This window comes from Mucilaginibacter pankratovii, assembly GCF_014773265.1.
GTDB classification, from domain to species: Bacteria; Bacteroidota; Bacteroidia; order Sphingobacteriales; family Sphingobacteriaceae; genus Mucilaginibacter; species Mucilaginibacter pankratovii.
The window spans coordinates 133,677-150,910 of the sequence record NZ_JACWMY010000014.1; the positions used below are offsets into that span (position 1 = coordinate 133,677).

Here is a 17,234-nt window from a genome sequence, read left to right on the forward strand (position 1 = left end):
ACAAATACGTGTCTACTGCGGCAACGGATGCTTCGTAATAAATATATCACGATTAATTATAGCAATTTTATTTTATCAGCGGCTGCACTTTAGCTGCCTTTAGCTTTTTAACAATATCGGCACCTACCTGGCGGCCCTGCGTGTTGCCGTTTTCTATAGCATCCCTAAAATGGATGCCGCCATAAAATCTGGAAACCGATGCCTCTTCGGCAGCCTGAATAAATGATTTAAAGCTGCGCGGGCCTACACCATACGGGATCTCCGAATCATCGGTGTATTCAAAGTGATCGCCCAGCAGGTAGGAGAGCACCGTTGCCGAAGCATTGGACAATACCGCATGCCCGCTCGGGTATTCGGGGAAGGGCGGAGTTTGTAAAAAGGGCGCCCACTTGTTATCGATGTAGCGGGTGATGTAAGTTTCGGGGCGGATGCCGTTGCTGCGGTATTTCTCGTCCCAGCAGCTGATAAAGGCGTCCATCAGGGTAATGCCCTCCAATACCAGTACCTGTACCGATGCATCAAAGCTTAAGTTGGCTTTTTTTGTTACGATGCCTGCGATATTCATCCAGTGGCCGCCCGGGCTTATCTTTTTAAAGCCGATGGCCATATGGCCCGAGGTGGTAACCGCAAAGGGGTTACAATCCCAAAAGGAAGCGATGTTAACCTGCTCGGTAGAGGGATGATGCGAGATCTTGTACACATCATAAGCCTGCTTGTAAAACTCGCTGGTGGTATCGGTGCTGAATGGCGCGGGCCTGGCAGGTATAAACTGTTTGGATGAATCTATCATCATAGGCCTCACGGTTTTCCAGTTTGGTTCTACCGCTTCCATGTACATAGGAGGGGTAGGGTACCAGTTTTTGCCACCCTTAAGAGGCGTGTAGCGCAGCTTTCCGCTCAGGCGGTTATAGTTGTCGCCGCGGCTAAAAGCAATTACTTTGGCAGTCATTTCGGCGGCCGCGGCAACGGATGCTTTGATGGTATCGTCGCTGATGTTGTTTTTTTTGAGCAGCGCGATATACTTGTCTTCATCATCCTGCAGCATATAACCCGAGGGGAGCATGAGTTTACCCGTTTCGAGGATGCAGTATACAGCGGCTATTTTGTAATTGTATTGCCCGGGTGCGAGGCTGATGGTGTTATCCTGGGTATAGCTTTTGATGAAGTTGCCAATCGGCACAATATCCTTATTATTTAATGCCACAAGGTTATAGGGGCCGATCATAAAGTAATTGTAGTAGCGCGCCGCGGCGGGCGGGTTCACTACATCGTGTATCATCACTGCCGATACCGAATTAATGGCCTTATCCAGCGCCAGGTAATCGGGCGCTTTTGCCTGTTGCGCCCGGGCGCATTGTGCTATCCAGATAAAAGAAAGCAGTAAGTATGTTTTTTTGATCATTAGTTTTCCCTGTAAAATTGTAAGGCCTGGTTGCTTACGCCCAGCATCAGGTATTTAACCCCATTTATTTTGAGTTCGGATGCCGATTTTACATCCCCATCTACGCATAGGCCCGATGCTGGTTGCGCCTGGTAAGTAAAGCCACCCTTGCCATCACCAACAAGCAGGCAGCCATAGTTGGCATCAAAACTGCCCAACTTTAAGCGGTTATCCATGTGGTTGCCAAACAGCAGCAAATCGGGTTTGCCATCGTGGTTAAAGTCGCTTGTAAGGATCTGCGATACGGCGGAGAATTGCGCCTCTACCGGTAATTCAGCTTTTACAAATTTGCCGCTGCGGTTTAAAAACAAGGTAGTTTCAACGTTTGCTGCAGTTAGTTTGGTGGCTTTCGCTAATTCCTCCGGTGAAAAGATCTGCGCCATAGTGGCATCGCAATAATCCTTGTACGATCTGAACTTGCGGCGCATCGGGAAGATCTGATCGTTCAGCTCATCGCGGCTTACAAATGGGTAACTTACACCCTGTACATAAAAGTTCAGGAAGGGGTCTATCGAACCATTATTGTCGAAATCGGCATAGTAAAGTTCGGCGGGTTGGTTGTCTTTGGTTTGTATCTGCGTGTTTGTGCCCAGGTTGCCGGCAGCAATGTCCGGTTTGCCGTCGCCGTCAACATCAGTCAGGGCGATGCTATTCCAAAAGCCGCTTTGAGGTTTGTCAAAGTACCCGGCGGTTTTATCTTCAAAACCGGTTTTTGTGTTAATGTAAACCAGTATAGGCATCATTTCGCCGCAGAGCACCAGGTCCTTGCGGCCATCACCATTCAAGTCGGCCCATTGTGCATCGGTAACCATGCCTGCTTTGTTAAAAGGTGCGGGGATAGTAGTAAAAGTGCCGTCGCCATTATTTTCCAGCAGATAACTGCGTGGTGCTGCGGGATATTGGCCCGGCACAATACGGCCGCCAATAAACAGATCTGTTTTGCCATCGTTATTATAATCGCAGGGGCGGATGCACGATTTACTGCTGGCATTCAATACCGGCAATGCGGTGCTGCTAAAGGTAAAGTTGCCCTTGCCGTCGTTTAAATAAAGTTTATCCTGTAATTCGTTCGATCCGGGTTCTAATAATGCGTAGCCGCCTTTGGCGATGTACAGGTCGGGCGCGCCATCGCCATTTGCATCAAAAAATGCTGCCGCCGAGGTGTTCTCTGCATTCAAGTCGGCAATATCTTTTGCCAACCAGCTACCGCCTGCCGTTTGCAGGTATAGCTTGCCCGCGGTACCTTCACTGCCACCGATAAAAAGATCTTCGAGCCCATCTTTATTTACATCAGCTTTGGCTATTACCGGCGCAGTTTTAGACGCCATGAATAGCATCAGAGGCTGGCGCTTAAAATCGTTGATGGTGTTTGCTACATTGGTGTATTCTACAGGTGCTTTTACTTTGCTGAATGTTTGTTTCTGCATCGTTGAGGTAGCGGCATTTCCACCTTTAACGGCGTCGCTGTAAGCTAAATTGAGCCTTTGATTGGCCTTAACATTGGTAAGCACCTGTGTTTGGTTGCCCGGCCATATCACTTTTACCGAATCGACAGCTTTTGCATCGCCCAAGCCAAAATTTAGTACAGTGGATACACAGGACAGGTACCCCCTGCTTGGGTTAAGCTCCTCGTATTGCATGGCTTTGCCGGTATAAACATAAACCCGGGCACCCGTTGTAACCACCTTGCCAGCATCAGTTGCCAAATTTACAGCCAGGTAATTGCTGTTAGCCGCATCCCTGCTGGTGTTTTTGAAGATAGACGCTACGTTGTTGATGTTGTTGGTAATGATATCCAAATCGCCGTCATTATCCAGGTCGGCATAGGCCGAGCCGCTGGAAATGCCGGGATTGGTGATACCCCAATCCTGCTTTTTATCGGTAAAGGTGAGGTTGTGGTTGTTTTTATAAATGTAGTTGGATAGGGTGGTAGATGGCATGGCCTGCACCAGGTCCATCAGCAGAGTGGGCTCCCTGTCCATCGCCTTCTTCATTTTATAATCACCCCAGTAGCGCAGAAAATCCTTGTTGGTATAATCGCGCAGGTAGCCGTTGGAGATGAAAATATCTTTATAGCCGTCGTTATCGAAATCGGCAATAAGCGGGCACCAGCTCCAATCGGTATTGGAGACGCCCGCCAGTTGGCCAATCTCGCTGAAGGTACCATCGCCGTTGTTCAGCTGCAGCATATTGCGCATGTATTGTTTGTACAGGCCCTGGTTTAGCATCAGCTCAAAGGTTTCGTAATTCTCCTGCAGTTGCAGCAGCTTTTGCCTGCGATTATCCGGCGGTAGCATGTCCAGTGTGATAATATCCGGCAGTCCGTCGTTATTAATATCGGCAATATCAACCCCCATCGAGAATTGCGACATATGCCTCAGCATCTTTTGCGATTGCTCGCTAAAAGTGCCGTCGCCGTTGTTCAGGTATATATAATCTGGTTCGTTATAATCGTTGGTTACGTAAATATCCAACAGGCCGTCTTTGTTAATATCGGCAATAGCCAGCCCAAGCCCAAAGGTGAGTGGGTTTTGGATGATGCCCACTTTTTTAGATACATCTGCAAAATGGCCACCCTGGTTCTCAAACAACTTATTGCTCGCCAGTTCGTCGGTTTGGTTTTTAGCCTGCGCCAGTTCAATATTATTTATCTTTTTAACGTTATGGTTCAGCAGGAACATATCCAGCTTACCATCGTTGTTGTAATCAAAAAATGCAGCTTGTGTGCTGTAGCCGGGGTCATCAAGGCCATACTCTTTGGCTTTCTCAATAAATTTATTTTTGCCTTTGTTGATGAAAAGCTGGTTGCGGCGTATATCATTTTCGCCGAGGCCCGAGTAGCAGATGTAAATATCCAGTAAGCCATCGCCGTTTACATCGGCCATGGTTGCGCCGGTTTTCCAGCCACCGGCCCTGCCGGCGAGGCCAGATGCGGCTTCGCTGGTAATGTCTTTAAATTTTAAACCGCCCAGGTTAAGGTACAGTTTGTTTTGGCCCATGTTGCTGGTGAACAGCAGATCTTGCAGGCCATCGTTGTTAATATCGCCAACGGCAACACCGCCGCCATTGTACAGGTATTCGTAGGAGAGCACGTTGAGGCGCTCGTCTTCTTTAAGATCGTTACGGAAGGTAATGCCGGTTTGCGCGGCGGGTAATAAATTAAATAGCGTTTGCTGGGCTTGTACTTGCTGAACAATGCAGGGTATTGCGAGCACACTTAATGTTAAAAGGAAGCTCTTTTTGATAATACCGAAGAAACAGTAACGCATTTAAACAGGGGGTTATTTATTAATTACGGGAAATATAAAAATAGCGATTGCTATTGAAAGGCGGGTGCTAAATTTTCTGCTTTAAATAAAAACCAGGGCTGCAATTGCAGCCCTGGTTTTTTGTAGCATATGGGTTTATTTATCCCACCAAACTCTCGCGGTGAAAACATCGCCACCACTCAGCCTCGAAACAGCATCAGCATAATTTGCTGCGTTGGTTGAAGGTAAACCAAGTGGGTAAGGGTTTCTCCTCGGGATAGAACCATCGGTAAACTGACCAACATATTTAACAGGAGTTAAAACCGGGAAACCTGATCTTCTCCAGTTAGCCCATGTTTCGTTGAAGTTGAAAGTTGTAGATGTAACTACAAAGTACTCCATGTTAATTTGCTGTAAAGCAGTTGCAGCAACCAAAGGATGCGCAGCCACATAGGTTGTAATAGTACCGGCCGGAACTGCGCCGGCATCGCTAAATTGCGCTATAGTTGCGATGTCGGCAGCAAGCGCATTAGCGTAGTGGGTAGCAGCGCTACCTGTAGCCCAGCCCCTGCTTGCAGCTTCGGCTAATAACAATTCGCTTTCGCCATAAGTGTACAGCATGTTTATGCGGCTACGGTCGTCGTAAACGGCAAACCTTGGGCGCGAATATTTGCCAACCGGGGCGGCAACATCATCTTTAACGGTAGGGTCGGCAGGGGTGGCACCAGGGTAACCAGGCGCTTTTGAAACATCTGTGGTTCCACCGTTAAGATCATAGCCATTAGGCAAGCCAACTTGCAGGGCTGCTGTGTTTATGCCTGGTCCTTGTACTTCGTTAGCAGCTTTTCCGGTTCCTGCAGAAATTTCTGCTACCGCGCTTACACGTGGATCGGAAGTTGACTGCATGTAACTGATCAGCGTGTTTGACCATCTTACTTCCCTAAAATCGTCTTTTACCAACAATGCGTTAACATCGCTGTTGCTGTTGCCGTTTGCGTTATCAGCTTTAACTTTAGCATTATCAGCAATTGAAGCCATGGTGCCGCCTGCATACGCTTTTTCAGCATATTTTTGCGCGGTGGCCGGATCTACTTTAGTTAAGCGCATGGCAGCTTTTAGCATTAACGAGTAACCCAGTTTTTTCCATTGAGCAATGTCGCCATTGTAAAACAAGTCAGAAGAAGGCTTGTCTTTAGTTACATCTAAAGCCGCTGTTGCGGTTTCAAGTTGGCTAAGCATTGAGGTATAGATGCTTTGTTGAGTATCAAAAACAGGGTTTACTATCCCTGCCTTGGCCTGGCCCTCTTGTGAAAAAGGGATATCACCGTAAGCATCAGTAATACGCTGTAATATAAGCATGCGCATAATGGTGCCAACGTTATCCAGGTTTGTAAATTCAGCTTTGCCTTTAATCAGGTTTTTCATTTCATCAACCAGGGTTGCAGCGCCATAACTGGTGTTCCAGGTACGCTCTAAGTAGCCACGGCCGCTGCCGGCGTAAACATATTTATCACCATTACCATAGTAATCATATGTACAGGCTAACGATTGCGACCACATACTTTGAAAAAGTAATTGATCGTAACCACTGTTAGAGAACTTTATTTGTGACTGCGCTAATAAAAAGTTTGGCGGGAAAACCTCCGCGTTTACTTTGGTAGGGTTGGTGTTTATGGCATCAAAGTTTTTAGTACAACCCGCTATCAAGGTGGCACCTGCAAGCAGGCAACTATATATAAGTCGTTTTTTCATCTTGTTATTTTTTAAATTTAAAGTTTACATTTAACCCGTAAGTTCTAACAGCGGGAACGCTTGTACCTTCAATACCGGCATAGTTGATACCCGGAGCAAAGTTTGATTCCGGATCAATGTTGTCGGTATGTTTCATGATAGTCCACAAGTTACGTGCTACTAATGATACAGTTATTGAGTTAAACGGTGTGTTTGCTATAGTAGTTTTTGGTATAGAGTAACCTACTGTTACCTGGCGTAGTTTAATAAAGCTGCCATCGAGCACGTTTAATGCAGAGATACCACGCGCTAAGCTCTGGTAGTAAGTTTGAGCGGCTACGTTAACTGTGTTTGGCGTACCTGCTTCGTTAACACCAACACCCACAACACCACCTTCACGGCCATCCAGGGTCATTTTGTTTAATCCGCGGAAAATACTGTAATAGTTTGTTGCAGATAAAATTTTGTTACCGAAACGGTAATCAACCAGGAATGAGAAGTTGAAGTTTTTGTAGCTGAAATCGTTATTAAAACCACCGTAGAATTTAGGTATTACGCTACCCATGGCTACACGGCCGGTTGATTTTGGGATGCCCTGCGCATCAAAAATGATGTTACCGCTTCCATCGCGTAAGTAATCGTTAGCCAAAATTTGAGGACCCGACATACCGGCAATAAATGCAGTTGTAGCGTTCAGCGGGCGATAGGTGCCTAAACCGATATTGGCATTGGTGGCATCGGTTGATAAAATTTTGTTATTAACGTAGGTGAAGTTGAACGAAGATGTCCAGTTAAAGCTGCTGCTTCTTAATGGAGAGCCATGCAACTCAACCTCTAAACCTTTGTTTTGAGTAGAGGCTGTTGGGATATAGTATTGCGTGTAACCGGTAGATATATCAAGTGAGCCTTTGATAATCTCTTTTTTGGTTTTCCTGTTAAAGTATGTTACGTCTAAACCAAAGCGGTCGTTAAAGAATTTTAACGATGTACCAATCTCAAACTCGCTCAAAGTGTATGGTTTTAAGAAAAGATTTGGCAGTAAACCATCAAAACTACCTGCACTTGTACCATTGATGGCGTTAGATACATTGTAATAAACCAAGTTAGCATATGGATCTGCACCAGCGCTGGTGTTTGCATAAGACACTCTTAGTTTACCGAAATCTAAACCATTGATGTGGTAAAGCTCGGAGAAGATAAAGCTACCAGAAACAGAAGGTGTAAAGATACCCCTGCCAATGCCGCTTCCAATACTACTGTAAACATCATAACGACCTGTTGTACCTAAAACTAAATAGTTTTTAATACCAAAATCTGCGGTGTAGTAAAGCGAATTAACTTGAGTTTTAGAGATGCCCTGATTACCGCTATCCCTTGTTTTTCCGTTAGAGAGATCGTAGAAGTAAGGGATAATAAATTGGTTTGCATTTACATAAGTGCCTGATGCATCGCTTTTGCGAATGTTACCACCCACAGACAGATCGAGGTTTAACAGATCTTTTACCAGATCATGTTTTACACCGATTAAAACATCCGAGTTAAACTCGGTTATTTGAGTGGTTTGGGTAGACATGCTGCCGTTGTTGCCGGCGTATGCAGTACCTGTTGGCGTGATGCCCAAACGGCCGTCGTGTATTTTATCGTACCCAACACGGCCTTGTACGTAAGCCCATGGCGTTATAGCATACTTAGCAGATATCGATGATATCAAACGCTCTCTTGTAGTATTGGTTACAAAGTTATAAGCCGCGAAATATGGGTTAGTTACATAAATATCATTTGTAAAAGTTTGCTCAGCACCGCTTGAGGTAGTACCCGGCGAAAGAATGCTTTGGGCTTCGTTTGGTGCTAAGTACTGTACGTTGTTAGGGTTACCCGGTCCATCGCTCAAACCAGAACGGTTTTTTGCGTTGTCGAGGATGTAGTTAGCTATCAGGTTGATATCTAAATTTTTTATGACAGTTTGAGAACCGTTAAAGTTGAAAGTTTTCCGGTTTAAACCACTGTTTGGCGTAATAGCGTGGTTGTTTACATCAGATAATGATAAACGGAAGGCCCCCGTTTCGTTGCCACCGGTTAACGATACGGTATTTGTAAACGTGCTACCGGTTTTGTAGAATTTGGTATAATCGTCACTTGTTTTTGCGTAGGCGTAGCTGTTACCATCAAACTGAATTACCTGCGATCCATCAAGTTTAGCACCCCAAGCAAGGTTGCCGGACGCAAGTGCATCCGCAACGTTAGCCGGTTTAGAGCCAAATTTGTCGCCGCTTTTAAATTGACCCTGGCCGTAAACGGTTTGGAAATCGGTATTGTCCACCACTTTGTCTGCCTGGTAGTTGCTATTGTATTCAACACCAAAACCTGAGTTTTTTTTACCCGATTTAGTGGTAATTAAGATAACACCGTTGGTTGCACGTGTACCGTATAACGCAGAGGCTGATTGGCCTTTTAGCACGGTCATGGTTTCAATATCATCAGGGTTAATGTTGCTGATACCGTCACCAAAGTCTGCACCACCCCACTCGCCCGATTGGCCTCTTTGGGTGTTATCCATTGGTACGCCATTAATTACAAATAACGGGCCGGATGCGGTAGTACTGGTAACACCACGTAATAATATACGTGCCGAAGAGCCAGGGCCACCATTGGTACCGCTAATGCTTAAACCGGCCACGCGGCCTTGTAAGGAGTAGGCAACGTTGGTTTCTTTTGCTGTATTTAACAGGTCGCCTTTAACCGTCGTTACCGAATAACCTAATTTTCGTTCGTCCTTTTTAATACCCAAAGCTGTTACTACAACCTCGTTTAGTTTGGTGTTTGATACCATGGTAATTCTTAGCGCTTTGCCGGTAAAAACAACTTCCTGTGTTTTAAAACCTACGTAGCTAAATACCAATGTTGAGTTTACAGCAGCATCAAGGGTGAATTTACCGCTTGCATCGGTTTGAGTACCGGTGCCGGTGCTTTTAATGGCAACACTTACACCTACAAGCGCTTCGCCATTTTCATCGGTAACTAAACCGGTAACAGGCACGAAGTTGCTTTTGTTGAAATTTGTGGGAGCAGTGTTTACAGGAGCCGCTACAGCCGATAGTTGCGTACTTGCAATTATCAAAAATGCCAGGGCAACTTTACATATCGGAAGCGCTTCTGACATCCGATACCTATTTCTTACACCCATTGGATGTTTAAAAAATTCCATATTTAATTAGTTAAAGAGGGGTTAATTTCAAGATCCCGTACTTCGGGCATCTTGTTTAAACAGTTTTAGTTTTCGTTAAGCGGTAGTTCCACCAGGTAACTATGCTTTATGGGGTGGGTAAGTACTTATTTTACATAGGCAATTTATTTAGTTTTAGTTTGTTCAATACCGGTTATAGCCCTGTAAACTGCGTAATTGCTATTGGCACATGCACTACGCGGGCTTCATGGGTTAGGACAATTAAAAACTTAACATTGCCTACACGATTTGTAAATATTTTAAATTTTTTATGGAAACATTATGAGTGTGCGTGGTACACTATGATAATGATAATGAATTTGTTAACCAAAAAATGGGCATAGCAATTCACGCAGAGGGTGTTGGCGGCAGAAAAAGATTAAATAAACTGATAATGGCGGGCTGAGGACCCCGAAAACCGGCCATAGCAGTAACGCGATGGTGGTTACACTACAAGAAAAAAAAGCGGGCAAACAAAGCAGCCAGCATAAATAAAATTGGAGCGTTTAAAACCGAATGGCGCGCCCGTTTTTGATCGGGATCTAAAACCGCGGTCAGCTTTTTTAGCGCCCTGAAAAGTTGTGTTTGTACGGTACGCGGCGATATATCCAGTACTTCGCCAACCTCTTTATATTTCATGCCATCCTCTTTAATTAACCTGAAAATGATGCGGCATTGTTGTGGCAAGGCGCTGATGGCCTTATCCAGCTTAAAAATAAGTTCTTTCTTTTCCAGTTCTTTTTGAGGGTTGTAGGTATTTACCAGGGCAAATTCATCCGTATCCTCTATCTGCACCATATGGATATTCGAATACTTTTTTATGTAATTAAGCGACTGGTTTTTTACCGCTATATATAAGTAGGTAGCGGGGTTGTTTATACCGCAGAGTTTTTGGCGGTTTTGCCAGCATTTTACAAACAGCTCCGACACGATATCTTCGGCCACCTCGTTTTGGCGTACATACAACACACAAAATTTAATGAGAGGCCTGTTTAGTGCGTAAAACAGCTGTTCAAATGCTTTTTCATCGTCGTGGTTACATACACGGCTCCATAGGTCAACGATATTTGCATTTTTGTTCTTCAAGGTATACTTTTTTTAAAGCCTGTGAAAACTTAACATCCGCGTAACAATTATAGTACATTAAATGCAAAATATCAACAACTTCGCTTAATTTTTAAAATATTTTAAAAAGATTTAGAACTTAGTGTGAGTAATACATAAAGCAAAGTCCTTAATTTGCTGCATAATGTAGTGTTTAAGGTGAAACATTACCCTTGAGTGTACAAAATACAATATCCCCCTGCTTTTTTGAGCAAAAAGCTGAAAAAAAGGATCAGCAAGTGATAAAATTGGTTTCGATGTAGGCAAAAACGATTGAAAAAGTGTCAATAGTTTACAAAATGCCCCGATATTTAAATAAATAAGTAATGATAAAAAAACTCTTTGCACTGCTTCTGCTGCTTGTAAATGCTACAATTTTGTTTGCGCAACAGCACAACATGTCTAAAACCTACCAGGCACCAACCGACGAGCTGGTGAAACAAAAGTTAAGCAGCTGGCAGGACCTTAAGTTCGGCCTTTTTATGCATTGGGGCACCTACAGCCAGTGGGGTGTAGTAGAGAGCTGGAGCATTTGCCCCGAAGACGAAGGCTGGACACAGCGCAAAGGCCCTTACGGTGCCACCTATAATGGCTACGTAAAAGCCTATGAAAACCTGCAAACCACTTTTAACCCCGTAAAATTTAACCCCGAGAAGTGGGTGGCCGCCGCAAAAAGTGCCGGCATGAAGTACGTGATCTTCACTACCAAGCACCACGACGGTTTCAGCATGTTTGATACTAAGCAGACCGATTATAAGATCACCTCGGCTAAAACGCCATTCTCTGCCAATCCGCGCAGCAACGTAACCAAGGAGATCTTTAATGCTTTCCGGAAGGAAAATTTTATGATAGGCGCGTATTTTTCTAAACCCGACTGGCATTCTGAAGATTACTGGTGGCCGTATTTCCCGCCTAAGGATCGTAACGTAAACTACGACCCGGCCATGCACCCCGATAAATGGCAGAAGTTTAAAGATTTTACCTACAACCAAATAGGCGAACTGATGACCGATTACGGCAAGGTGGATATATTATGGCTGGATGGCGGCTGGGTTAGGCCCAAAAGCACTATTGATACCACGGTTGACTGGCAAAAGGGCATTAAATTTAATCAGGATATTGATATGCCCAAAATTGCAGGCATGGCCCGCGCCAAGCAACCCGGCCTAATTGTTGTTGACCGCACCGTAACCGGCGAATTTGAAAACTATACCACACCTGAGCAGCAGGTACCCGAAACCCCGCTCGATCATCCCTGGGAAACTTGTATCACCATGGGCGATTCCTGGAGCTATGTACCGAACGACCATTACAAAACAGCCACGCAAATTGTGCAACTGTTGGTGAAGATCGTATCGCGCGGCGGTAACCTCTTATTAAATATAGGTCCCGGCCCCGATGGCGACTGGGACCCGGTTGCTTACTCCCGCTTACAGGAGGTTAGCGGCTGGATGCAGGTGAACGGTGAGGGCATTTATGGCTCAACATCGGTAGCGCCATATTCTACCGGTAATATATACTATACTAAGGCGAAAAACGCTAATACGATATATGCCTTTATTTTGGCTGATAAGGATGGCGTAAAACTGGGCAAAACCGTAAGCATGAAGGTGAATAACATCAAAGCCATTAAAAAGGTAAGCATGCTTGGCACAAAACAAAGCCTTAAATACAAATTAACCGGCGATGACCTGGTAGTAACCATCCCGGCTGCCATGCAAAGCACTGGCAAACCATATGCTTCAACTTTAAAAATAACGTACTAAATATTCCCCCCGATGAAATTATTTAAAGCTTCAGCCTTAGCTTTTTCCTTAACGGTATTTGCCCTTGCAAGTGCTTCGGCACAACAGGCAGATGCCCGTTACCCCATTATTCCATATCCAACAGAACTGGTACCGGCAACAGGAAGTTTTGTGGTTACGCCCACTACTACTATTGTAGCAGCGGCTGCCTTTAAAAACGAAGCAGCTATCTTAAATCAATTGTTAGCCAATAGTTTTGGTAAAAAACTAAAGCAAAGCGCGGTTGGGGGCGGTAAATCCATCAACCTTAAATATGATGGCAGCATTAAAGCAGAGGAGGGTTATAAACTAAGTATCAGCCCTGCAAAAGTTACTATTGCGGCAAGCACCGCTACCGGGATGTTTATGGGCGTGCAAACTTTGAGGCAGCTATTACCGGCCTCGGCAGAACGTGCCGGGTTGAAAGCAGCAAGCAGTTTAAGCCTGCCGGCTGTTACCATAAACGATGCACCGGTATATGCTTACCGCGGGATGCATCTGGATGTATCGAGACACTTTTTCTCGATAGGTTACCTGCATAAGTTTGTAGATCTGCTGGCGCTTTACAAGTTTAACAAGTTTCACCTGCATTTAACTGATGACCAGGGCTGGCGCGTAGAGATCAAAAAATATCCCAGGCTAACCGAAAACGGCGCCTGGCGTACCTTCAATAACCAGGATACCGCCTGCATGAAACGTGCGGCCGATAACCCCGATTTTGAGATAGATAAAACACACATTATTCAAAAAAACGGCAAGACCCTTTACGGCGGCTTTTACACCCAGGCACAACTGAAAGAGCTGGTTGCTTATGCATCCGCCCGTAAAATTGATATTATCCCCGAAATTGATATGCCCGGCCACATGATGGCGGCTATAAACGAATACCCCGATCTGCTAAGCTGCGATGGCGGTAAAAGCGCGTTTGGCGAATTGTTCACCAAGCCTATTTGTCCCTGCCAGCCATCAACCTTTAAATTTGCGCAGGATGTTTACAGCGAGATCATGGATATTTTTCCCTCTAAGTATATCCACATCGGCGGCGATGAGGTAGACCGTTCGTCCTGGGCAACATCTGAGGAATGTAAAGCGCTGATGAAAAAGGAAAGTTTGAAGAATACAGCCGAGCTGCAAAGCTATTTCATCAACAATATGGAGAAGTTCTTCAACTCCAAAGGACGCAAGCTGATAGGCTGGGACGAGGTACTGGAAGGCGGCGTAACCAAAACCGCAGTAATTATGTACTGGCGCAGCTGGGTGCCAAAAGCACCTATAGAAGCCGCAAAGCTGGGCAATAAGGTGATCATGACGCCGGGTAACCCCTTGTACTTTGATACCCCGCCCGATAAAAACTCTATCCCTAACGTTTACAATTTTCAAATTATCCCTACGGGGTTAACCGATGCCGAGGCGCAAAACATTATTGGCGCGCAAGCCAACATCTGGACGGAGTACATCCCTACTGAAAACCGCGCCGATTATATGTACATGCCCCGCATGACTGCATTGGCCGAGGTATTGTGGACGCATAAGCAAAACTATACTTCGTACAGGCAACGCCTAACGGCGCAGTACCCCCGCTTAGATGTATTGAAAGTACATTACCGCCTGCCGGACTTGGGCGGCTTTTTATTCTCCAACGTGTTTACCGATGAAACCAAGCTGGATATTGAAAAACCGCTGCCGGGCTTAACCATACGCTATACTACAGATGGCACTTTGCCAAATATAAAGTCGACCGTGTTAAGTGAGCCGCTGGTTATCAAAACATCTCAGCGCATCCGCGTGGCTGCCTTTAAGGCCGATGGCTCGATGGGAGATGCCTACGACCTGCAATATCAAAAACAAACCCTGGCCGAACCTGCTTCGGTACAAAATCTAAGTAAAGGGCTTGTGTGCACCGAGTACAGGCAATTGTATAAAAACACATCGTTGATACCAACAACCAAACCCGATACTGCCTTTACCGTAAAAAGTATTACCGTGCCCAAAGAAGCCGAAGCGCCAAGTTTCGCTATCAAATACCGCGGTTATTTGGAGATCCCTGCGGATGGCATCTACAGCTTTTACCTCACCTGCGATGATGGCGGTACGCTAAAAATTGCCAACCGTAACGTAGTGGATAACGATGGCCTGCACGCGGCAATTGAAAAAAACGGACAGGTTGCCTTAAAGAAAGGCCTGCAACCCGTAGCGCTCGATTTTATTGAAGGCGGCGGCGGTTATGCCCTCAAATTAAAGTATAGTGTTAATGGCTCCGAGCCAAAGGATATTCCATCCGAATGGTTGAAAAACTGAGGATGGATTTAAGTTTTCTGGTAATTGTACAAGGCAATTATAAACGACAGCGGAATGGCTGTTAATTAATTAAGATGAAGAAGTATTTAAGGTTATCTCTCGTATCGATATTTTTAATTTCTGTTTGTACGGCATCGTTCGCACAAAGCAGAAAAGCGGTTAACTATACCAGTTTTGTCGACCCTTTTATAGGCACTGCCCTGCACGGGCACGTGTTTTTAGGCGCTAACGTTCCTTTTGGCGCGGTGCAGTTAGGCCCGGTAAATATCAAAGTGGTAGATTGGGACTGGTGCTCGGGCTATAACTATTCCGACAGCACCATCGCCGGCTTTGCCCATACCCACCTAAGCGGTACCGGCATCGGCGACCTGGGCGATATCCAATTTATGCCCACCACCGGTGATGTAAAGGTATTAAGCGGCAATATTGCAGGCGGATATAACAGTGGTTATTATACGTTGTTTAGTCATAAAGATGAAGTTGCTCAGCCGGGTTTCTACTCGGTGAAATTAAAACGCTACAATGTTGGCGTAAGATTGACCACCACTACCAGGGTAGGTATGCACGAATATACCTTCCCCAAATCAAGCGATGCGCATATCGTTATTGATCTGCAAAAAGGCATCGGCTGGGATCACCCGGTAGAAACCTTTATCAAACAGGTGAACGATACCACGGTGATCGGTTACCGCCATTCATCGGGCTGGTCGGTAGATGATAGGATCTATTTTGCTGCGGTCTTCTCTAAACGCATCAGCAATTTTGCGGTTTATGATAGTCTTGCCAAAGCCAGCGGTGCCGAACTAAAAGGCCGCAACGTAAAAGGGGTACTCAGTTTTGCTACCGCCGCAGGCGAAAAGGTAAAAATTAAAGTAGGCGTCTCTCCGGTAAGTACAGATAACGCCCTGCTGAACATCAACGCAGAAGTCTGCACCTGGGATTTTGATAAAATAAAAACAGACGCCAATGCCTTATGGAATAAGGAGCTAAGCAAAATAGCTATAAAAGCTACCCCGGCGCGCATGCGTACCTTTTATACCGCCATGTACCATACCATGATAGCGCCGTCGGTTTATAATGATTATAATGGTGATTACCTGGGAACCGATAAAAAGGTGCATCATAAGGCTGGGTTTACCAACGTGTCCACCATGTCGCTTTGGGATACTTACCGTGCCGAGAACCCTTTGATGACCATTACCCAGCCGGAGCGGGTTAACGATATTATCAGCTCCATGCTCGCCATCTACCAGCAGCAGGGCAGGTTACCTGTTTGGCATTTAATGGGTAGCGAAACAGATTGTATGGTAGGTAACAGCGCCATCCCGGTGGTTGCCGACGCCTTCCTGAAAGGCTATAAGGGTTTCGATCGCGAACTGGCTTATAAGGCCGTAAAAACTACCGCCATGGGCGACCGCCGTGGTTTAAAGTTTGTTAAGGACCTGGGCTACATCCCTGCCGATACCATGACCGAAACCGTAGCCACCGGCATGGAATACGCCATTGACGACTGGTGCATTGCACAAATGGCCAAGGCGCTGGGCAAGCAAGCCGATTACGAATATTTCACTAAACGCGGCAAAAACTATCAGAACTACTACAACAAGGAAACCCACTTTATGCGCGGCCGCCTGGGTGCCAACGAATGGCGTACCCCATTCAGTCCCTTTGTATCGCGCCACATGAAGGATGATTTTACCGAGGGCAACGCCTGGCAATACACCTGGCTGGTTCCGCAGGATGTGGAAGGGCTGATGCAATTATTGGGCGGGCATGATGCCTTCGTTAAAAAGCTTGATTCGCTGTTCACCGTTAAGGGCGATATGGGCAATGAGGCTTCAAACGATATCACGGGCCTGATAGGACAGTATGCGCACGGCAACGAGCCAAGTCACCATATTACCTATATGTATGCCTACGCAGGCCAGCAATACAAAACCGCCGAAAAAGTAAGGTTTATATTAGATAGCTTTTACACCAATAAAAAGGATGGCATAATCGGCAATGAGGACGTAGGGCAGATGTCGGCCTGGTATGTATTATCGGCCATGGGCTTTTACCCGGCCAATCCGGCAAACGGCGCTTATGTGTTCGGAAGCCCGGTTATTAATGATGCGGTGCTGAAACTTGCCGGCGGCAAAAGCTTCCACATTAGCGTGAAGAATAATATAGGAGCCAACAAGTACATCCAAAGCATCAGCTTTAACGGCAAGCCATACGCCAAATCGTACCTGTTGCACAGCGACCTCGCCAAAGGCGGCAGCATTGTGATCACCATGGGGAGTAAGCCATCAACGGTGTTTGGTGTAGCGCCTGCATCGAGGCCGAGATCGGTTTATTAAACCGCCTACGATCGCTCTCGCCCTTAAATTTATTTAGGGGCAAGAGTGAACGAAAAGAGTAAA

The 17,234-nt window shown here is 45.7% G+C and carries 8 protein-coding genes; 3 read left to right on the forward strand and 5 right to left on the reverse strand.

Annotated elements, in window-relative coordinates; all coding sequences use genetic code 11:
• Window positions 1-67: 67 nt before the first annotated feature.
• The 5 genes from IDJ77_RS23595 to IDJ77_RS23615 all read right to left on the reverse strand — a co-directional run bounded on the left by IDJ77_RS23595 (window position 68) and on the right by IDJ77_RS23615 (window position 10,729).
• The gene (locus tag IDJ77_RS23595) at window positions 68-1,402 is read right to left on the reverse strand and encodes a vanadium-dependent haloperoxidase (RefSeq protein ID WP_191191446.1); all 1,335 of its coding nucleotides are present in this window, start codon (window positions 1,400-1,402) and stop codon (window positions 68-70) included.
• Window positions 1,402-4,656, reverse strand: a complete 3,255-nt coding sequence (locus tag IDJ77_RS23600) for a VCBS repeat-containing protein (RefSeq protein WP_317174368.1) — start codon at window positions 4,654-4,656, stop codon at window positions 1,402-1,404. Before IDJ77_RS23600 ends, IDJ77_RS23595 begins: the two co-directional genes overlap by 1 nt.
• 189 nt (window positions 4,657-4,845) lie before the next feature.
• Complete coding sequence (locus tag IDJ77_RS23605; RefSeq protein WP_191191448.1) at window positions 4,846-6,441, reverse strand: SusD/RagB family nutrient-binding outer membrane lipoprotein; 1,596 nt, start codon at window positions 6,439-6,441, stop codon at window positions 4,846-4,848.
• 4 nt (window positions 6,442-6,445) lie between these two features.
• Entirely contained in the window at window positions 6,446-9,580 is a 3,135-nt protein-coding gene (locus IDJ77_RS23610; protein ID WP_191191449.1) for a SusC/RagA family TonB-linked outer membrane protein, read from the reverse strand.
• 513 nt (window positions 9,581-10,093) lie between these two features.
• Entirely contained in the window at window positions 10,094-10,729 is a 636-nt protein-coding gene (locus IDJ77_RS23615) for an RNA polymerase sigma-70 factor (RefSeq protein WP_191191450.1), read from the reverse strand.
• Between the two features lie 344 nt (window positions 10,730-11,073).
• Between IDJ77_RS23615 and IDJ77_RS23620 the strand changes: the two genes are divergently transcribed.
• The 3 genes from IDJ77_RS23620 to IDJ77_RS23630 all read left to right on the forward strand — a co-directional run bounded on the left by IDJ77_RS23620 (window position 11,074) and on the right by IDJ77_RS23630 (window position 17,171).
• Entirely contained in the window at window positions 11,074-12,513 is a 1,440-nt protein-coding gene (locus tag IDJ77_RS23620; RefSeq protein WP_191191451.1) for an alpha-L-fucosidase, read from the forward strand.
• Between the two features lie 12 nt (window positions 12,514-12,525).
• The gene (locus tag IDJ77_RS23625) at window positions 12,526-14,829 is read left to right on the forward strand and encodes a family 20 glycosylhydrolase (protein WP_191191452.1); all 2,304 of its coding nucleotides are present in this window, start codon (window positions 12,526-12,528) and stop codon (window positions 14,827-14,829) included.
• 74 nt (window positions 14,830-14,903) lie between these two features.
• Entirely contained in the window at window positions 14,904-17,171 is a 2,268-nt protein-coding gene (locus IDJ77_RS23630) for a GH92 family glycosyl hydrolase (protein WP_191191453.1), read from the forward strand.
• Window positions 17,172-17,234: the final 63 nt, after the last annotated feature.